Source organism: Thermus antranikianii DSM 12462, from assembly GCF_000423905.1.
GTDB lineage: Bacteria > Deinococcota > Deinococci > Deinococcales > Thermaceae > Thermus > Thermus antranikianii.
In genome coordinates this window covers 88,670-107,266 of sequence record NZ_AUIW01000006.1, presented here as the reverse complement: position 1 = coordinate 107,266, position 18,597 = coordinate 88,670, and the positions used below count along the sequence as shown (strand labels likewise).

General features: G+C 64.1%; 19 protein-coding genes, 1 pseudogene and 1 riboswitch. Of the genes and pseudogenes, 10 read left to right on the top strand and 10 right to left on the bottom strand.

From position 1 onward, the window contains the following. A pseudogene (locus G584_RS12790) lies at positions 1 to 204 on the top strand (hypothetical protein); the annotation flags it as partial. Positions 205 to 229: 25 nt separating this feature from the next. On the opposite strand, the gene G584_RS0107040 reads toward G584_RS12790, so the two are convergent. The 5 genes from G584_RS0107040 to argF all read right to left on the bottom strand — a co-directional run bounded on the left by G584_RS0107040 (position 230) and on the right by argF (position 4,369). Further along, positions 230 to 685, bottom strand: coding sequence for a hypothetical protein (locus tag G584_RS0107040; protein ID WP_028493991.1), 456 nt, complete (start codon positions 683 to 685; stop codon positions 230 to 232). Positions 686 to 761: 76 nt separating this feature from the next. Beyond that, complete coding sequence (gene argJ, locus G584_RS0107035; RefSeq protein WP_028493990.1) at positions 762 to 1,907, bottom strand: bifunctional glutamate N-acetyltransferase/amino-acid acetyltransferase ArgJ; 1,146 nt, start codon at positions 1,905 to 1,907, stop codon at positions 762 to 764. Then, positions 1,898 to 2,935, bottom strand: a complete 1,038-nt coding sequence (gene argC, locus G584_RS0107030) for an N-acetyl-gamma-glutamyl-phosphate reductase (protein ID WP_211218403.1) — start codon at positions 2,933 to 2,935, stop codon at positions 1,898 to 1,900. The genes argJ and argC overlap by 10 nt, the downstream gene beginning before the upstream one ends. 2 nt (positions 2,936 to 2,937) lie before the next feature. Then, positions 2,938 to 3,459 (bottom strand): Uma2 family endonuclease, encoded by a 522-nt coding sequence (locus G584_RS0107025; protein WP_028493988.1) that lies wholly within the window; start codon positions 3,457 to 3,459, stop codon positions 2,938 to 2,940. Between the two features lie 4 nt (positions 3,460 to 3,463). Further along, entirely contained in the window at positions 3,464 to 4,369 is a 906-nt protein-coding gene (argF, locus tag G584_RS0107020; protein WP_028493987.1) for an ornithine carbamoyltransferase, read from the bottom strand. Positions 4,370 to 4,448: 79 nt separating this feature from the next. After that, positions 4,449 to 4,572, top strand: a riboswitch (molybdenum cofactor riboswitch). Here argF and modA point away from each other — a divergent pair. From modA to G584_RS0107005, 3 genes are all read left to right on the top strand, one after another. Continuing rightward, a complete protein-coding gene (gene modA / locus G584_RS0107015) occupies positions 4,563 to 5,444 on the top strand; it encodes a molybdate ABC transporter substrate-binding protein (protein WP_028493986.1) in 882 nt (293 codons plus the stop codon). (Overlaps the previous riboswitch by 10 nt.) Beyond that, positions 5,445 to 6,119: a molybdate ABC transporter permease subunit gene (modB, locus tag G584_RS0107010; RefSeq protein ID WP_028493985.1), complete on the top strand. Its 675-nt coding sequence runs from the start codon at positions 5,445 to 5,447 to the stop codon at positions 6,117 to 6,119. It abuts the gene before it with no gap. Further along, the gene (locus tag G584_RS0107005; protein WP_028493984.1) at positions 6,101 to 7,093 is read left to right on the top strand and encodes an ABC transporter ATP-binding protein; all 993 of its coding nucleotides are present in this window, start codon (positions 6,101 to 6,103) and stop codon (positions 7,091 to 7,093) included. Before modB ends, G584_RS0107005 begins: the two co-directional genes overlap by 19 nt. Before the next feature lie 465 nt (positions 7,094 to 7,558). On the opposite strand, the gene G584_RS0106995 is transcribed toward G584_RS0107005, so the two are convergent. Next, positions 7,559 to 7,903, bottom strand: a complete 345-nt coding sequence (locus tag G584_RS0106995) for a hypothetical protein (RefSeq protein WP_028493982.1) — start codon at positions 7,901 to 7,903, stop codon at positions 7,559 to 7,561. 41 nt (positions 7,904 to 7,944) lie between these two features. Here G584_RS0106995 and hisS point away from each other — a divergent pair, with 41 nt between their 5' ends. From hisS to G584_RS0106975, 4 genes are read left to right on the top strand one after another with little or no spacing between them, the layout of a single operon-like run. Beyond that, a complete protein-coding gene (hisS, locus tag G584_RS0106990) occupies positions 7,945 to 9,201 on the top strand; it encodes a histidine--tRNA ligase (RefSeq protein WP_028493981.1) in 1,257 nt (418 codons plus the stop codon). 24 nt (positions 9,202 to 9,225) lie between these two features. Next, the gene (gene aspS / locus G584_RS0106985) at positions 9,226 to 10,971 is read left to right on the top strand and encodes an aspartate--tRNA ligase (protein WP_028493980.1); all 1,746 of its coding nucleotides are present in this window, start codon (positions 9,226 to 9,228) and stop codon (positions 10,969 to 10,971) included. After that, positions 10,964 to 11,857, top strand: coding sequence for a PhzF family phenazine biosynthesis protein (locus G584_RS0106980; RefSeq protein ID WP_028493979.1), 894 nt, complete (start codon positions 10,964 to 10,966; stop codon positions 11,855 to 11,857). The genes aspS and G584_RS0106980 overlap by 8 nt, the downstream gene beginning before the upstream one ends. Continuing rightward, positions 11,857 to 12,684: an HAD family hydrolase gene (locus G584_RS0106975; RefSeq protein WP_028493978.1), complete on the top strand. Its 828-nt coding sequence runs from the start codon at positions 11,857 to 11,859 to the stop codon at positions 12,682 to 12,684. The genes G584_RS0106980 and G584_RS0106975 overlap by 1 nt, the downstream gene beginning before the upstream one ends. Here G584_RS0106975 and G584_RS12065 read toward each other — a convergent pair. The 4 genes from G584_RS12065 to G584_RS0106955 form a co-directional block, all read right to left on the bottom strand. Beyond that, entirely contained in the window at positions 12,681 to 13,280 is a 600-nt protein-coding gene (locus G584_RS12065) for a hypothetical protein (protein ID WP_028493977.1), read from the bottom strand. The genes G584_RS0106975 and G584_RS12065 overlap by 4 nt on opposite strands. A 14-nt stretch (positions 13,281 to 13,294) precedes the next feature. Continuing rightward, positions 13,295 to 14,539 (bottom strand): sensor histidine kinase, encoded by a 1,245-nt coding sequence (locus G584_RS12385; RefSeq protein WP_051209199.1) that lies wholly within the window; start codon positions 14,537 to 14,539, stop codon positions 13,295 to 13,297. Further along, on the bottom strand, positions 14,517 to 15,179 hold the full coding sequence (locus G584_RS0106960) for a response regulator transcription factor (protein ID WP_028493976.1): 663 nt from the start codon (positions 15,177 to 15,179) through the stop codon (positions 14,517 to 14,519). Before G584_RS0106960 ends, G584_RS12385 begins: the two co-directional genes overlap by 23 nt. Positions 15,180 to 15,240: 61 nt before the next feature. Then, positions 15,241 to 15,876 carry a hypothetical protein gene (locus G584_RS0106955; RefSeq protein WP_028493975.1) on the bottom strand — a complete coding sequence of 212 codons (636 nt, stop codon included), beginning with the start codon at positions 15,874 to 15,876 and terminating at the stop codon, positions 15,241 to 15,243. 80 nt (positions 15,877 to 15,956) lie between these two features. Here G584_RS0106955 and asnS point away from each other — a divergent pair, with 80 nt between their 5' ends. Then, a complete protein-coding gene (asnS, locus tag G584_RS0106950; protein ID WP_028493974.1) occupies positions 15,957 to 17,273 on the top strand; it encodes an asparagine--tRNA ligase in 1,317 nt (438 codons plus the stop codon). 224 nt (positions 17,274 to 17,497) lie between these two features. Further along, a complete protein-coding gene (dctP, locus tag G584_RS0106945) occupies positions 17,498 to 18,580 on the top strand; it encodes a TRAP transporter substrate-binding protein DctP (RefSeq protein WP_028493973.1) in 1,083 nt (360 codons plus the stop codon). The last annotated feature ends 17 nt before the right edge of the window (positions 18,581 to 18,597 follow it).

Here is an 18,597-nt window from a genome sequence, read left to right as displayed (position 1 = left end):
TTGGTCTTTTTGCCCCCCTACTCTCCTGAGCTACAGCCTGTGGAGCGGGTATGGCCCTTGGTGGACGGGGTGGTAGCGAATGGGCGGGTGGATTCGGAGGAGGAGCTTTGGGAGAGGGTGGAGGCCCGCTGTGCTTACTTGCAGACCCAGCCGGAGCTTATTCGGAGCCACACTCTTTTTCACTGGTGGCCGGGGGGATGCTGAGGGAATGGATCGGGAGGATTTCATATTAGAAACCGTAATTAGCCCCCACCTTTAGGTAATACACGAAAGCCCCAGCTCCCGCGAAGGCATAACCCGGCTGCACTTCGAGGAAGGCCGTCAGAGGCGCACCGGCGATAGGGTACTTAAGGCCCAAAGTCCCATGGGCACCAAAGAAAGAGCCGTTGGGCCAAAGCCACAGATTACCTCCTAACCCTACATAGGGCACAACCGGTGAACCTGGCATACTCAGGTTCATCAAAACATCAGCATTAACACCCGGAAGGAGGACGCCAAAAACAGAGGAAAAGTCCACGCCACCCCGCACCTCGAGGCCCCCTTGCAAACCAACACCGGCGTGCAGCCCTCCGTTAAGAAGGTTCAACCCCGAGGTGCCAAAAAGCCCCACGTGACCTCCCACGTAGGGCGCTTGCGCCAACGCGAAACCCAAAGCCAAAAGACCACCTAGGATAAGCTTCTTCATCGTTTCCCTCCTTTGACCAGACACAGCCTAAGGCTGTGTCTGACCGCATTGATTTTAAACAGTGGTCTAGAGTCTGTCAAGTTGTGTACAAGGAGTTAATCCTCACATATCCCTCTGTCAAGTCGCACCCCCAGGCCACACCCTCTCCCCTTCCCTCCTGAAGGTCCACCAGGATCTCCACCTCTTCGGAACGCATGGCCTGGCTCGCAGCCTCCCGGTCAAAGGGAAGAACGCCCCCGGCATAAAGGGGAATCCCCTGCACCCAGATCCTCACCCTTAAGGGGTCAAACCGGGCCCCTGAGTTGCCTAAAGCCGCCAAAATCCGGCCCCAGTTGGGATCGTTTCCGTAAAGGGCGCTTTTCCAAAGGGCGCTTCCCGCTATGGTCCTCGCCGCCCGCCTGGCCTCTTCCTCCGTGGCTGCCCCCACCACCCGCACGGTCATGAGCTTGGTGGCTCCCTCCCCATCCCGGGCGATCTTCCTCGCCAACTCCTGGGCCACTGCCCCCAGGGCGGGAAAGAGGGCCTCGAGGGGCACCGCGCCAAAAGCCCCGTTCGCCATCACCAGGGCGAGATCGTTGGTAGAGGTATCCCCGTCCACGGTCACCTGGTTGAAGGTGCGGTCCACGATACCCCGCCAGGCCTCCCTCAAGGCCTCCTGGGGTAAAGCGGCATCCGTCACCACGAAGGCCAGCATGGTGGCCATGTTGGGATGGATCATCCCGCTGCCCTTGGCGATACCCACGATCCTCGCCCCCTCCACCTCGGCCTCCGCTACCTTGGGAACTAAGTCCGTGGTAAGGATGGCCTCGGCAAAGGCATCGGCATAGGGGGTGAGTTCTATCTGGGGCAAACCCGTCTCCACCTTTTCCACGGGAAGGGGAACCCCGATGACCCCCGTGGAAGCAGTCAAGACCTCCTCCACGGGCACTCCCAGGCGCAGGGCAGCAACCTCGGCCATGCGCCGATCATCCAAAAAGCCCCGCTCCCCGGTGGCACAGTTGGCGTTGCCCGCGTTGACCACCACTGCCCGCAAGGTCCCACCCCGGGCATAAAGGGCCCTACCCCGGTGGATGGAAGGGGCTGCAGCCCGGTTCTGCGTGGCCACATAGGCCCAGGAGGCAGGAAGGCCGGAAACCAACAAGGCCAGATCGGGCTTGCCGGAAGGCTTGATGCCCGCCCGGGTAGCCCCGGCGCGAAAACCCCGGGGAAGCCTCACGGCCATAGGCCCTCCCTGGGAAGCGCGGTCTCCTCAGGCAGACCCAGCATCAGGTTCAAGTTCTGCACCGCCTGCCCCGCCATCCCCTTCACCAGGTTGTCCAAGGCCGCAAACACCATAACACGCCCCGTTCTAGCTTCATAGAGAGGCTTCACATCCACCCGGTTGGAAGCATAGGTGCCCTTGGTTTCCGGCAAGGCCTCGGTGATCCGCACAAAAGGTTCTTGGGCGTAGAAGTCCTGGTAAAGCTCGTCCAGGGCCTTTTGGTTCCAGTTCCCTTCCACCTCCGCCTCCACCGTGACCAAGATGCCCCGGGTCATGGGCACCAGGTGGGGGACGAAGGAAAGGCGCACCTCTCCCAGGGGCCCATGGGTGCGCACCGGGCGCCCCTGGGCCAAAAGGCGGCCCAGGTTCCTTTCCATCTCCGGTATATGGCGATGGACACCCCCCACCTTGTAGGGCTTAAGGTTCTCGTTCACCTCGGCAAAAAAGGTACCCTCCCCCTCCCTGCCCGCCCCGGAGACCCCGCTTAGACCCACCACAAAGGCCCCCCGCAGGGCACCTTCCGCCGCCAGAGGGGCCAAGGCCAAGGTGGTGGCCGTCACGTAACAACCGGGGTTGGCCACCAGGCGCGCACCTCCAAGCTCCTCCCGATGCAACTCGGGAAGGCCATAGACCGCCTCCCGGTAAAGCCCTGGGCTCTTGTGAGGGATCTCGTACCAGGATTCGTAAACCTCCGGGGGAAGCCGGAAGTCCCCGGAGAGGTCTATGACCCGTTTGCCCTCCTTCAAGGCCCTGGGAGCAAGCTCCATGGCAAGCCCGTTGGGCAAGGCCAAAAAGACCACCTCAGCTCGCTCCAGTACGTCCTCCAGGGTGGCAAAAAGCCCCTCATCCCATAGCTGGGGCCAGGCGGAGGAAAGGGGTTTCCCCTCGTGTTTACGGCTGCTAAACCCTACCAGCTCCACCCCGGGGTGAGCCTTAAGGAGGCGAATCAGCTCCCCTCCCCCATACCCCGAGGCCCCGATGATCCCCACCCTTACCACGGCACCTCCAAAGGGATGTCAGCGAAGGCCAAGGGAGCCAGTTTTTCCCCAGGGGAAAGCCAAAGCTGCTCCCGGTAGTGGTCGCCCGCAGGACCCCGGAAGACCAAGAGGCGGCCCTGAGTTAAATCCTGTACCCAAACCTCCAGAACTCCTCCCTGGGCGTAAAGGGGAACCTTTCTTCCTAAGTCGTATTCCAAGCTGGTGTCCGCGACCTCTATTGCCAAGAGCACCTCATCGGGAACAGGATAGCGCTCCCGGTAATCCTTCAACTGGCACAGAAGGAGATCGGGTTCCAGATAGGTGTCTGGCGGAATAGCGAAAGGACCTTGTATCCGCACCCGGGCCCTGCCCGAAAAGGTGCGAAGGAGCACTTCTGCCCACCGATCCACCAAATCCGCATGACGGGATCCAATAGGTGCCATCTGGTATATCTCCCCCCTCAAAAGCTCCACACCCCGCTCCGGCAGGGGAAGCCGCAGAAACTCCTCGAGGGAGAAGCGGTAGGGCCGGACCATACCCCTAGCTTAGCAGGCACAGGAGGACGGCCTTAGCGGTGTGGAGACGGTTTTCCGCCTGGTCAAAGACCCGGCTCCGCGGCCCGTGCACCGCCTCCTCGGTGGTTTCCTCACCGTAGTGGGCCGGAAGGCAATGGAGGAAGATGCCCTCAGGCCGCAGGAGCTTCAAGAGTTCCCCGTTTACCTGGAACCCATTGAAATCCCTGAGCCGCCTTTCCCGCTCCGCCTCCTGGCCCATGCTGGTCCAGACATCGGTGTAAAGGGCATGGGCTCCCAAGGCGGCTTCCTTGGGATCGTGGGTCAAGAAGGCCCCCGCCTTCTGCAAAAGGCCGGGATCCGGCTCATACCCCCTTGGCGTGGCCACCCGCATCCTAAGGCCCACAAGGGGAGCCACCTCAAGAAGGGAGTTCAACACGTTATTCCCATCCCCCACCCAGGCCACCTCGAGGCCCTCCCATCCCCCGAAGGCCTCCTTCAAGGTGAGGAGGTCCGCCAGAGCCTGCAAGGGATGGGCCCGGTCGGAAAGGGCATTGATCACCGGGATGCGGGCGTGGCGAGCGAGTTCCTCCACGGTCCCGTGCCGGTATACGCGGGCGGCGATCCCCTCCACGAAGCGCTCCAGGTTCTTGGCTACATCCCTCACAGGCTCGCGCTCGCCGATGCCCACCTGTTTCTGGTCCAGGTAGATGGCATACCCTCCCAGGTGCAGCATGGCCACCTCGAGGGTGGTGCGGGTGCGCAAGGAGGGCTTCTCGAAAAGAAGGGCCAGGACTTTTCCCTTGAGGTCCTCCCCGCGGTAGCGCTCCCTCTTCAGCCTCTCCGCCAAGGCCAAAAGTTCCTCGATCTCCTGGCGACCGTAGGCCGAGAAGTCCAAAAGATCCTTGGGCCGGGTGAGGGCGTCTCCCACCATGAGGCTTATAGGATACCGCATCCTTGCAAACTTATGCAACCCCGAGCCCTCGTTGACATGGGATGAGCCCGCGGGCTAGCATCCCCTTAGCCTCCGAGCCCGGATAGACCCCCTGGGCCTTCCGGGCCGGGCTTATGGCCCCGGGGTGGTGGGGGTAACCCTGCCGCCTGCCGCGGTTGCAAAGGAGGTAAGGGTGAACAAAAAGGTGCTGTTCCTGTCCTCGGTGCTGGCCTTTGCCCTGGCTTGGGCACAGAGGACGGTCCAGGTGGTGGCGGCCGCCGACCTGCAGTATGCCTTAAAGGAAGTAACCCACGCCTTTGAGGCCAGGAACCCGGGGACACGGGTCTTGCTAAGCTTCGGCTCCTCGGGGAAGTTCTACACCCAGCTCACCCAGGGCCTCGAGGCGGACCTGTACTTCTCCGCGGAAAAGCTCTACCCCGAGCTCCTGGAAAAAAAAGGCCTAGCAGAGGCCGGAACCCGCAGGTCCTACGCCATCGGACGCATGGTCATCTGGCTGGACCGCAGGCTGGGGTTAAACCCGAGCCCTGAAGCCCTCAAGAACCTCAGGATCACCCGGCTCGCCATCGCCAACCCGGTGCATGCTCCTTACGGCCGGGCCGCTATCACCCTGCTGGAACATTACGGCCTTCTAAGGCGCCGGACCAATGCCCCGGTCCCTGGCCTGAAGAAACCCTTTCCCAACCTTTCCTGGGAGGAGATTCCCTGGGAGCGCCTCTCCCAGGGGGTGGAGGCCTACTGGGATGCCAGCCCCCTGCGGCAGGGCAAGGCCAGCTTCCAGTTCGTCTACGGGGAGAACATCTCCCACACCGCCCAGCTGGCCCTCACCGCCACCCAGGCGGGTATCCTAGCCCTTTCCCTGGCGGTGCACGAAAGCCTTTCCCGCCCCGGGGTGTACTGGCTCGCCCCCTTGGAAAGCCACCTCACCTTGGAGCAGGACTATGTGATCCTGAAAGGTCGCAGGCGACCCGAGGTCTTGGCCTTTTACACCTTCGTGGGAAGCCCCGAGGCCCGAGCCATTTTTAAGCGCTACGGCTTCCTTCTCCCGGGGGAGTAGATGCCGGAGCCCCTCTTCTGGACCTCCCTGAAGCTCTCCCTGGTGGTGGCGATGGCCGCCTCCCTAATTCTCCTCCTTCTGGGAGTTCCTCTGGCCTGGCTCCTGGCCTTCCGCCGCTTCCCAGGCAAATCCATTCTGGAGGCCATCTTCCTCCTACCCCTGGTTCTTCCGCCCACGGTGCTGGGGTTTTACCTCCTCCTCTTCCTGGGGCCGGAGGGGCTTTGGCGCAAGCTTACCGGGCTTTCCTGGGCCTTCCGGCTCGAGGGGCTGGTCCTCGCCAGCGTCCTCTTCAGCCTGCCCTTCGCCCTCACCGCCTACCGGGAGGCCTTTTTGGCCCTGGACCGGAACCTTTTGGAGGTAGCCCGAACCCTGGGGGTCCCCCCCTGGAAGACCTGGGGACGGGTGGTGCTGCCCTTGGTCTGGCCTGGGTTGCTCTCAGGGACCCTTTTGGCCTTCGCCCACACCCTGGGGGAGTTCGGAGTGGTCCTCATGGTGGGTGGTTCCATCCCGGGGAAAACCCAGATGGTGAGCATCTATATCTACGACCTGGTGCAAGCCCTACGCTTCGAGGAAGCCTCCAGGGCAGCCGCGGTACTCCTTTTCCTCAGCCTGGCCATCCTGGTGGCGGCAAGAACCCTGGAGGCCAAGGGACGAGCATGGAAGTCCACTACCTGATCAGGAAGCCGATCCTCCTCGAGGCCCGGTTCCACATCCAGGGCTTCACCGTGCTCCTGGGGGAAAGCGGCGCAGGCAAGACCACGCTTCTCAAGGCCCTGGCGGGCCTGGTACCCGCCGAGGGCAGGCCCTATGGGGGCCTTCCCCCCGAAAGACGGCCCGTGGGCTACCTGCCCCAGGACCTGGCCCTCTTCCCCCACATGACCGCTTGGGAGAACGTGGCCTTTCCCCTGGCGGGAGGAAACCGGAAGGCTAGGGCCCTGGCCCTCTTGGAGCGGGTTGGCCTCGAGGAGCACGCCCACAAGCGCCCAAGCCAGCTTTCGGGCGGCCAGAAGCAACGGGTGGCCCTCGCCCGGGCTTTGGCCAGGAACCCGGAGATTCTCCTTCTGGACGAGCCCACCAGCGCCCTGGATCCCCTCACCAAGGACCAGGTTCTAGGGGAGCTGGTGGAACTCATCCGCCGGGAAGGAATCCCCACCCTGGCGGTGAGCCACGACCCCATCCTGGCCCGCATGGCCGACTGGCTTCTGGTGATGGGGTCGGGAAAAATCCTGCAAGAAGGCCCGCCCGAGGAAGTGTACTCCGCCCCAAGCCAGCTCCTGGTGGCCAGGCTGCTCGGCTACGAAAACCTATTCCCGGCCCGCATAGAACCTGGGGGCGTGGAGGTCAACGGGGTCCACCTCCGCCTTTCCCTCCCTTCCTGGGCCCGGCCCGGGGACACCGCCTGGGTGGGCATCCGGGCCGAGGAGGTCATCGTGGTGCGCCAGGACCGGCCCCCACCCCCAGAAAACATCCTAGATGGCGTGCTGGTAAGCCTTCATCCGGAAGGCCTCGCCTACCGGGGTGTGTTCCAGGGATCCATCCGCCTGCAGATCCTGCTCCCCAGGCACGTCCAAGCCCGGTTGAACCTGCACCCCGGGCAGAGGCTCCAGGTGGTCCTTAAGCCCCATTACCTTCACCTGATGCCGGGCTAGGTGGACTAACCCTTCCTCCCCCAGGCCAAACTTATTGGTAACCCCCTTCAGGAAAAAGCGGGCCCGGTCCCGGGAAAACCCCAGGGCCCGGGCCAAGGCCCCCACCCTCGGGGGAATTCCGTTTCCCACCGCCCACAACACTGCCTTTTCCCCCGGAAGGAGCCGTAGGCCCACCCGTCCCCCAAGGCCCAAAGCCAAGGTCCTGGGATCGTCCCGACGGGTGAGAAAGATCATGCCCAAAGGGGCATAGGCCCTAAGCCCCCAAGGGGTAACCCAAAGGAGCACCTCCCCCTTTTCCATCTGGTCCAGCCCCGCCAGGGCCAGGCCACGGCCTTCCTTCCAGTACACCTTCCAACCCGCTGGGCTAAGCGCCCCGTGCACCAGGGCGTAAAGCTGCAAACTCTCCGTGTACACCACTGCTTCCAAGATTCCACCCCCCTTTCGCCCAAGGAGCCCTCGTCTAACTCAAGCGAAGATCCCGGGGGCAAAAGGAGGGGAGCGGGAAGAAAAAGCCCCTCCCTGGGGTTCCGGATAGCCGGACACGGGGGCAACCCTGGCGCGCACCACCCGCACCAGGGTAGGAGGCACCACCTCCCCTATGGGGGGCAAACCTGGAGAGACCTGCAGGCCACAGAAGGGGGAGTGGTCCACCTCCCTCTCTTCCCCCGGAGCCTGGCAGAGATCCGTCCGGAGGCCAGGGTTCCGTACCTGCATAAGGTACGTCTGCAGGGCCACCCCGGTGGAGGCGGCGAGGGTGAGGAGGAGGTAGAGGAATACCAAAAACCCCCGCACGGAACCCCTGGAGGACATGGCTGCAGTATAGCCTTCGCCCTCGGGTAAAGTGAAGGGGTATGGCCGTGCGCGGCACCAAGGATCTTTTCGGCAAAGAGCTAAGGCTCCACCAGCACATCGTGGCCACCGCCCGCCGGGTGCTGGAGGCAGCAGGGGCTTTGGAGCTCATCACCCCAGTGTTTGAGGAAACCCAGGTCTTCGAGAAAGGGGTGGGGATCTCCACCGACATCGTCAGGAAGGAGATGTTCACCTTCCAGGACCGGGGTGGGCGCTCCCTCACCCTGCGCCCTGAGGGCACCGCTGCCATGGTGCGGGCCTATCTGGAACACGGGATGAAGGTCTGGCCCCAGCCCGTGAGGCTCTGGATGGCGGGGCCCATGTTCCGGGCGGAGCGCCCCCAGAAGGGACGCTACCGCCAGTTCCACCAGGTGAACTACGAGGCCCTGGGCTCGGAAAGCCCCATCCTGGATGCGGAAGCCGTGGCGCTCCTGTATGAAAGCCTTAAGGAGCTCGGCTTGAGGCACCTCACCGTCAAGCTCTCCTCCGTGGGGGACCCCGAGGACCGGGCCCGCTACAACGCCTACCTACGGGAGGTCCTCTCCCCCCACCGGGAGGCCCTCTCCCAGGACTCCCAGGAGCGCCTGGAACTTAACCCCATGCGTATCCTAGACTCTAAGAGCGAGCAAGACCAGGCCCTCCTCAAGGAGCTCCGCATCCGGCCCATGCTGGACTTCCTGGGGCAGGAAGCCAGAACCCATCTGAAGGCGGTAGAACGCCACCTAGAAAGGCTTTCCGTGCCCTACGAACTGGACCCCACCCTGGTGCGGGGCCTGGATTACTACGTGCGTACCGCCTTCGAGGTGCACCACGCGGAGATCGGGGCACAAAGCGCCTTGGGGGGTGGGGGAAGGTACGACGGCCTATCTGAGCTCCTGGGGGGGCCGAGGGTACCCGGGGTGGGTTTCGCCTTCGGGGTGGAGAGGGTGGCCCTGGCCCTCGAGGCGGAAGGGTTTGACCTTCCCGAGGAAAGGGGCCCAGACCTCTACCTCATCCCCCTCACGGAAGCCGCCGTGGCCGAGGCCTTCTACCTGGCAGAGAGGCTGAGGCCTCGCCTGCGGGTGGAATACGCCCTTACCCCCAAGAAGCCGGGCAAAGGCGTGGAGGAAGCCTTGAAACGAGGCGCTTCCTTTGCTGGCTTTCTGGGGGAGGACGAGCTTAGAATGGGGGAGGTCACCCTAAAGCGGCTTTCCACGGGGGAGCAGGTTCGTTTACCCCAGACGGAAGCGTTGGGCTTCCTTCTTTCCGCCCTGGCCTGAGAATCCGTTAAGATTTGGGGGATTATGCGGCGCACCCACTTCGCCGGAAGCCTAAGGGAAGAACACGTGGGGGAGGAGGTGGTCCTCGAGGGGTGGATAAACCGCCGCCGGGACCTGGGGGGGCTCATCTTCCTGGACCTCCGCGACCGCGAGGGTTTGGTCCAGCTGGTGGCCCACCCGGAAAGCCCCGCCTATAAGGAAGCGGAGCGAGTCCGCTCGGAGTGGGTGGTGCGGGCCAGGGGCACCGTGCGCCTACGCCCGGAGCCCAACCCCCGTCTGCCCACCGGAAAGGTGGAGGTGGCCCTCACCTCCCTCGAGGTCCTCTCCGAGGCCAAAACACCCCCCTTCCCCGTGGACGCCGGCTGGCGGGGAGAGGAGGAAAAGGAGGTTTCCGAAGAGCTCAGGCTCAGGTACCGCTACCTGGACCTACGCCGGAGGAAAATGCAGGAAAACCTGCGCCTCCGCCATCGGGTCATCAAGGCCATCTGGGACTTCCTGGACCGGGAGGGTTTCATCCAGGTGGAAACCCCCTTCCTGACCAAAAGCACCCCGGAAGGGGCCCGGGATTTCCTGGTGCCCTACCGCCAGCAACCTGGCCTCTTCTACGCCCTCCCCCAGTCGCCGCAACTCTTCAAGCAAATGCTCATGGTGGCGGGTTTTGACCGCTACTTCCAAATCGCCCGCTGCTTCCGCGACGAGGACCTCCGGGCCGACCGCCAGCCCGACTTCACCCAGGTGGACCTGGAGATGAGCTTCGTGGAAGTAGAGGATATCCTGGAGCTTAACGAAAGGCTCATGGCCCACGTGTTTCGGGAAGCCCTGGGCGTGGAGCTTCCCCTCCCCTTCCCCCGCCTCACCTACCAGGAAGCTCTGGAACGCTTCGGCTCGGATAAACCCGACACCCGCTTCGGCCTGGAGCTCAAGGAGGTGGGGCACCTCTTCCGGGAAAGCGCCTTTCAGGTTTTCCGGGAAGCGGAAAGGGTAAAGGCCCTGGCGGTGCCCAAGGCCCTTTCCCGCAAGGAGATCGCCGACCTAGAGGAGCTGGCCAAACGCTACGGGGCCAAGGGCCTGGCCTTTGCCCGGGTAGAGGAGGGAGGATTCGCAGGCGGGATCGCCAGGTTTCTCGAGCCCGTGCGGCAAAGCCTCCTGGAGGCCACGGAAGCCGGTCCGGGGGACACCCTCCTCTTCGTGGCCGGGCCCGCCAAGATAGCGGCCACCGCCTTGGGGCAGGTGCGGCTTAAGCTGGCGGAGGTCTTAAACCTCCCTAGGGAAGGCTTCCGGTTCCTCTGGGTGGTGGACTTCCCCCTTTTGGAGTGGGACGAGGAAAGGGGCCAGTACACCTACATGCACCATCCCTTTACCAGCCCCCATCCCGAGGACCTACCCCTCTTGGACACCGATCCTGGGAAGGTGCGGGCCTTGGCCTACGACCTGGTGCTGAACGGCACCGAGGTGGGGGGCGGATCCATCCGCATCCACGACCCCGCTCTTCAGGCCAAGATGTTCCAGGTGCTGGGCATCGGGGAGGAAGAGCAGCGGGAAAAGTTTGGTTTCTTCCTAGAGGCCCTGGCCTACGGGGCCCCACCCCACGGCGGCATCGCCTGGGGCCTGGACCGCCTCCTGGCCCTCATGACGGCCAGCTCCTCCATCCGCGAGGTCATCGCCTTCCCCAAGAACAAGGAGGGTAGGGATCCCCTCACCGGAGCCCCAAGCCCGGTGTCCGAAGAACAGCTTCGGGAACTCGGCCTCAGGGTGATCGCCCATGGCTAGGATTCCCTACGTGATCGTGGACGCCTTTGCCTCCACCCCGGGGGCCGGGAACCGGGTGGCCATCGTGCTGGACGCCCGGGGCATGGGCCTAGAAGAAATGCGAAGCCTAGCCCGGCGCCTGGGCGAACCGGAAACCGCCTTCGTAACGGAAAAGCAAGGGACCCTGTTCGCCGTGCGCTTCTTCACCCCTTCGGGAGAGGTGGAGTTCTCCGGCCACGCCGCCATAGCCCTGGGCCTTACCCTGGTGCGCCTGGGCCTAGCTCCCGAGGGCACCAAGCGGCTTTTCCTGCACACCCCCACGGAGGCCCTGCCGGTGGAGATCCTGTACGAGGCCGGAGAACCCCGCAAGGCCTTGGTGAGGGGTCCTGCCCCGAGGTTCCGGGATCTTCCCCCTTACCAGGTGCTCAAGGAGGTCCTCGAGGCCCTGGGCTCGGATGAGCGTTACCTGCACCGCGGCCTGCCTTACGGCATCGCCTACACCGGGCTTTGGAGCCTCTTCGTCCCCCTTATCGCCCCCGGGGTGGTGGATGCCCTGGAGCCAGAGATGAAGACCCTGGCCGAACTTTCCCACCAGCTGGAGGTGGCCACCGTCCATGCCTACGCCCCCATGGGCCCAAGGAGCTTCTACGCCCGGGACTTTGCCCCCATCCTGGGCATACCCGAAGACCCGGTGACGGGCTCCGCCAACGCCGCCCTGGGCGCCCTCCTGGCCCGGGCAGGGGTGGTGCCCAGGCGGGAAGGCCGGGTAGCCCTCACCATCTACCAGGGCCACCGCCTGGGCAACCCGGGGGTGGTGGAGGTGGTGGTGGAGTACAGCCCCACGGGCCAACCCTACGGGGTGCAGATCGGGGGGGAGGCGGTCCAGGTATCCGCTGGGGAAGTTTGATGGTGCGGCTGGTCTTCGTGGACGTGGACGGCACCCTGGTGGGCAAGGAGGGGGTGCCCGAGTGCGTGTGGCCAGCGGTGGAAGCCTTAAGGGCCAAAGGCATCCGCCTAAGCCTTATCACCGGCCGGCCGGGCCGGGGGCACGCCCTGGCCTACGCCCGCAGGCTGGACCCCATGGGCCTCCACGTGTTCGAGTCGGGGGCAGTGGTCCTGGCGTTTTCCCGTGATCCCCACTCCCCTCCCACCCATCCCCTCCTGGTGGAAGCCCTGCCCCAGGAGGCGGCCCGGGAAGCCATCCGCCTGGCCCGCAGGCTCGGGCTTCCCCTCGAGGGCTATACCGCCGACGGGGGCTTCTTCATAGAGGGGGATAGCCCCCTCCTCAAGGCCCACCAGGAACTCCTAGGCGTGGTGGCCGAGGAAGCGGACCTGCTAAGGCTTCCTACCCCTTTGGTCCGCCTCCAGGTGCTGGCCGAGGTTCACGCTCCCCTGGGCGCCCTCATGGACCCCTTGCCCCAGGAACTCCAGGCCCACGTGGCGGAAAGCCCCAGGATGCCCGGGGTGCGCTTCGTCTCCCTGACCAAGCGGGGGGTGAGCAAGCTCTCGGCCGCCCGCTTTGTGGCGGAAAGCTACGGCCTGACCCTGGCCCAATGCGCCATGGTGGGGGACGGGGAAAACGACCTGGAACTCATCCAAGGAGTAGGCCTGGGCATCGCCATGGGGAACGCTTCGCCCCGGGTCAAGAAGGTGGCCCAACGGGTGGTGGCTCCCGTGGAGGCGTGCGGTTTGGCGGAGGCTCTTGCCAGCCTATTACCCAGCCAAACGCCTTAAGGGAATGGCCTAAACCGCACCCATACCACCCGCCCATCCCGATAAACGCCGGTCCCTTCCACCCAGCCTGGAGCCAAGCCGGGGGCAGGGGGCCGGAGCCCGGGGGGCAGAGCCAAGAAGCGCTGCCCATCCCAGTACGCCACCAGGTAAACGCCGGCTCCTTCTGGAGCAGTTCTTAGGGCCAGGGTCCGCACGCTGTTCCCTTCCTCCACCGTCCAAAGCTCCAGGGCCCGGTAGCCCCCTTGGCCCACCACGGCCCCCGGGCCCCGGTAATACGAGAAGCGCGCCGGGGCCACAATGCGCAACTCCCGGAGGCGAAACCCCATTCCCTCCCAACTTCCCTCCACTTCCACCACCATGCCGGGAACCAAAAGGGTCATCCAGGGGGAGGAACCAAGGAGGGGAACGCCACCCACCAAGAGCGCCTGCCCATCGCTAAGGGTGACCTGACCGTAGAAACGCTGCAGGCCCTGGTCGGAAGGGGATGGGGTAACCGGGGGGGGCAGGACGGGAGGCTTGGGGAGGGGCACGGGGGGAAGGGGCAAGGGGGGTAGTTCCAGGGCCAACCCCCACCCCAGGAGCAAAAGCCCCAGCACCGCTATCCGGCGGTTTATGAAACCTCCTTGGGCAACCATAGGACCACCCGCCAACCGGGGTGGGCGTTTCCCCACTGGACCCTTCCACCCAACCGCTCCACGGTGTGGCGCACCAAGGCCAAGCCTAGGCCCGAACCGGAAGAAGAGGGTCCCTTGTGAAAGGGGGTACCGAGCGCAGGTATCCGGGCCTCCGGAACCCCGGGACCATGGTCGCGCACGCTAAGGACCAGCCATTCCCCTTCCTCCCTTAACCCCACCTCCACAGGGGGACTGCCGTGCCGAAAAGCATTGGTCAACAGGTTCGCCACCACCTGGCGCAGAAGATCGGGAGGCCCCCATACCTTCCCTTCCGTCTCCACCTTCAAAACCAAACCCGGCCATTCCCGCCCCAGCTCCTCCAACAAGGCCTTCAACCCCACCCGCTCCCGGGTCATCTCGCCCCGAGCCAAGGCCAGCAGGTCCCTCAGCAGACCCTCGAGGCGGGAAACCTGCGCCTTCAGGCGGGGAAGGGCCTGCTCCTGCGATACCAGACCCCGCTCCAAGGCCTCCAGTTGGCTACGCAAAGCCGCCACCGGCGTCCGTAACTCATGGGCCGCATGCCGGGTAAAGGTGCGCTCCCTTTCCAAAAAAGCCCTCACTGCCTCCACCATGCGATTAAAACTCCTGGCCAGGGTGACAAGCTCGTCCTCCCCCGTGGGAACCGGCACGGGTTCGGGAAAGCGCTCCTGGGAAAGGGCCTCCGTCGCCCGGGCCAACTCCCCAAGAGGGCGGAGGAGACCCTTGAGAAGCAGGAAGGTGATCCCCAAGGCCAAGGCCAGGGCCAAGGGAAAGGCCAAAAGGCTCGCACCGAGGGCATACCCCAAACTGGGGGCGGGAAGGGCCACCTCCAGGGCGTACCCTTGGGGCAAGGCCCAGGCTTGGGTCATCCAACCCCTTTCCGCTCGGTGCTCCCCTAAGGGGGAAGGAACCGGAAAGGGACCGCCATAGCTGAGGTAGATTCGCCCCTCCCTCGTTACCCGCGCCCTACCCCTGGAGAAGGGGAGGAGGAAGCTATAACCCTCCGGTTTAAGGGCGGGCAGGGGCCCGGTAAAATCCAGAGCCTGATAAAGGCTTTGGGCAAAGACCAGAAGCTCCCTTTGGACCGTTGCCTCAGCGGCGCGCAACAAAACCCAGTACCCCAGGCCCAGCTGGGCCAGGGCGGAGATTCCCACCGCTACCCCCACCCCGAGGAGCAGCCTATTCCGGAAGCCCCAGGCCATACCCTCCTGCCCCCGTGCGCACCACTTCTGGGGCGAGTTTTTGCCTTAGGCGGTGAATGTAGATCCGCACCATTCTTACCGCCGTATCCCGGCCCGGGAACAAGCGATCGGCCAGCTCCTCGGGGGTGAAAAGGCGATCGGGGTTTAGGCACAGGGTCTCTAGCAAAGCAAACTCCTTGAGGGTCAGGCCGATCTCCTCTCCCTTCCAGTACGCCTTCCGCGCCACCAGATCCACCACGAGATCCCCCCGCTGGAAACGGCCCCCCTTGTGCTGGGCTCCCCGGCGGAGAAGGGCCCGAACCCGGGCGAGAAGCTCTTCCAGGGCGAAAGGCTTGACCAGGTAGTCATCCCCTCCGAGGTCTAGCCCGGCTACCCGGTCCTCCAGGGAATCCCGGGCTGTGAGAAAGAGGATGGAGCCGGAATACCCTCCCTCGCGCACCTGACGGGCAAAGGTAAACCCCGCATCCTCCCCTTCGGGCAACATCACGTCCAAAACCAGCAAAGCGGGTTCGGCAGCCAAAAACTCCTCCCACGCCGAATCCAGGTTGGGGGCCCAGGCTACCTCATACCCTTCCCGGGACAAAAGCAGGGTTACGGGCTCGGCGATGTCCGGTTCGTCCTCCACCACCAGGATGCGCACGCCTTCCCCTATTCCAAGGCCCGGCCCCCCTCGAGGTCAAGGGGGGCCGGGGAAACGTCCCTTACCTTCCCCCGCCGATCCCAATCCCGATCCTCAGGTTCACCCCTCCTTGGCCACTACCCTCTATCCCACTGGAACCCTGGCCCTGCGAGCCTTGCCTCGCCTGGCTTCCCCGGGCCACCTCCAACAGGCTCCGCACCTGCCCCTCCACGCTGACGCTCACGTCCACCAAGGTGCTCCCTGCATGGTGAACCTGCAGGGTTCGCTCCTGGCCGTTCAGGATCAAGGTCACCTGGGTTGCTCCCTCGGCGGACACCCGGGCATTGGGGTTCACCTCCACCAGGCCCACCACCCGGCCCTCCTTCCAGAAGACGGCCAGCTCCTTCTTGCCCTCCAGGGCCATGCGAAGCTCCGTGGCCACCTGGGCTAAAGCCGTTGCCTGTCCGTTCAGCCAAACCCTCGTTTCCCCCAAGGTCTTGCCCATCTGGGCCAGGGCAAAGGCGTAAACCCTTCCCTCCAAGTGGAGCCTCACCTCTCCCTGGGCCTTAGTTTGAGAGGAGGTAGCCTGATCCAATTTCCCCTGGACCACCAGCCGGCCCTGGGCATAGACCTCAGCCCAAACCCCCCGCTCTTGCTCGGCAAGACCCCAAGCACCTAAGGCCGCTACCAACAACCCAACCAGCCACTGCTTGCTCATACCTTCACCTCCCATGCCCAGGGTAGGGAACAGAGGTAAATGCCAGGTAAACGCCTCGAGGCCCCTTAGGATAGAAGGGTATGCGGGTCTTTATTGATGAGATCGCCAAATACGAGGGCCAGGAGGTGGAGCTCAGGGGCTGGCTCTACCAAAGGCGCTCCAAGGGCAAGATCCACTTCCTTATCCTCCGGGACGGCACGGGATTCCTGCAGGCCACCCTCTTCAAGGGGGAGGTACCGGAGGAGGTCTTTGAGCAGACGGATCACCTGCCCCAGGAAACCGCCCTGAAGGTCCATGGCCTGGTGCGGCGGGACGAGAGGGCCCCCGGGGGCTTTGAGCTTTCAGTGCGGAACCTCGAGGTGGTGAGCCTTCCCCACGGGGAGTATCCCATCGGTCCCAAGGAGCACGGCATCGACTTCCTCATGGACCACCGCCACCTGTGGCTCCGCCACCGCCGCCCCTTCGCGGTGATGCGCATCCGGGACGAACTGGAAAGGGCCATCCACGATTTCTTCGCCGAGCGGGGTTTCCTGCGGTTTGACGCCCCCATCCTCACCCCGAGCGCCGTGGAGGGCACCACCGACCTCTTCGAGGTGGACCTCTTCGACGGGGAAAAGGCCTACCTTTCCCAGTCGGGCCAGCTCTACGCCGAGGCCGGGGCCTTGGCCTTCGGCAAAGTCTACACCTTCGGCCCCACCTTCCGAGCGGAAAGGAGCAAAACCCGCCGCCACCTCCTGGAGTTCTGGATGATCGAGCCCGAGGTGGCCTTCATGACCCACGAGGAGAACATGGCCCTGCAGGAGGAGTTGGTGAGCTACCTGGTGGGCCGGGTTCTCACGCGAAGGGCCAAGGAGCTGGAGATGCTGGAGCGGGATCCCAAAGCCCTCGAGCCCGCCGCAGAAGGCAACTACCCCCGGCTCACCTACCGGGAGGCGGTGGCCCTGGTGAACCGGCTTGCGGAGAAGGACCCTCAGGTGCCGCCTCTGCCCTACGGGGAGGACTTCGGGGCCCCCCACGAGGCCGCCCTCAGCCGCCAGTTTGACCGCCCGGTCTTCATCGAGCGCTACCCCGCCCGGATCAAGGCCTTTTACATGGAACCCGACCCCGAGAACCCGGAGCTGGTCCTAAACGACGACCTCCTGGCCCCCGAGGGCTACGGGGAGATCATCGGGGGGAGCCAGAGAATCCACGACCTGGAGCTTCTACGCAGGAAAATCCAAGAGTTCGGCCTCCCGGAGGAGGTCTACCACTGGTATCTGGACCTGAGGCGCTTTGGCAGCGTGCCCCACTCGGGTTTCGGATTGGGCCTGGAGCGCACCGTGGCTTGGATCTGCGGCCTCGCCCACGTGCGCGAGGCGATTCCCTTCCCCCGGATGTACACCCGGATGTGGCCCTGAGCATCCGGGTGAATTCCTTCCGCCGTAAAATCTCCCGCTCCACGCTCTTTGGCGTGGAGCGGTTACCTTTCACGCTGGATCCCAGCAGGGACCTTGGTATTTCACTTCTTGAATAATCATGCCAAGGCTTGACAAATAACGCAACTCGTGTTTCTATAAGTCCGTCACCAACCTACCGCGCTGCTCCGAGAGGTACCTGTATCGCTTTACGCTGGAGGGGAACCATGAAGGAGAACCGGAGGAACTTTATTCGCAAGCTGGCCACCGGTGTTGCGGCGAGCTCGGTGTTTAGCCCTCTGGCCATCGCCCAGGCCCCCAGGTTCCGCTGGCGCATCCAGTCGGCCTGGGACGCGGGAACCGTGGGCTATAGCCTGTTCCAGAAGTTCGCCGAGCGGGTCAAAGAGCTCACCGACGGCCAAATAGAGATCCAAACCTTCCCTGCCGGGGCAGTGGTGGGCACCTTTGACATGTTCGACGCCGTCAAGACCGGGGTCTTGGACGGCATGCACCCCTTTACCCTTTACTGGGCAGGGAGGATGCCCGTAACCGCCTTCCTTTCCTCCTATCCCCTGGGCCTGGACCGGCCTGACCAGTGGGAAACCTGGTACTACGGCCTGGGTGGCCTAGAGCTGGCCCGCAAAGCCTACGAGGAACAGGGACTCTTCTTTGTGGGCCCGGTCCAGCACGACTATAACCTCATTCATTCCAAGAAACCCATCAAGAGCTTCGAGGACTTCAAGGGAGTGAAGCTGAGGGTGCCCGGGGGCATGATCGCCGAGATCTTCGCCGCCGCCGGGGCTGCCACGGTGCTCCTGCCGGGTGGCGAGGTGTATCCCGCCTTGGAACGCGGGGTCATCGATGCGGCCGACTTTGTGGGCCCAGCGGTGAACTACAACCTGGGTTTCCACCAAGTTGCCAAGTACATCATCATGGGCCCACCCGAAACGCCCTGCATCCACCAGCCCGTGGACCTTGCGGATATCACCATCAACATCAACCGCTGGCGCGCCCTGCCCAGGAACCTTCAGGAGCGCTTTGAGGCAGCGGTTCACGAGTGGAGCTGGATCCACTACGCCGGCATCCAGAAGGCAAACCTGGAAACCTGGCCCAAATACAAAGCCGCGGGCGTGCAGATCATTCGCCTGTCCACGGTGGATGTGCGCAAGTTCCGCCGTGTGGCCATCCCCATCTGGTTCAAGTGGGCCAAACAGGACAAGTACACTCGGGAAGCCTTTGCCAGCCAGCTGGAGTACATGAAGGCCTTAGGGTACGTTACCGATGCGGACATCCGCGGCTTGAGCCTCTAGCCTCGAGGGTTGCACCG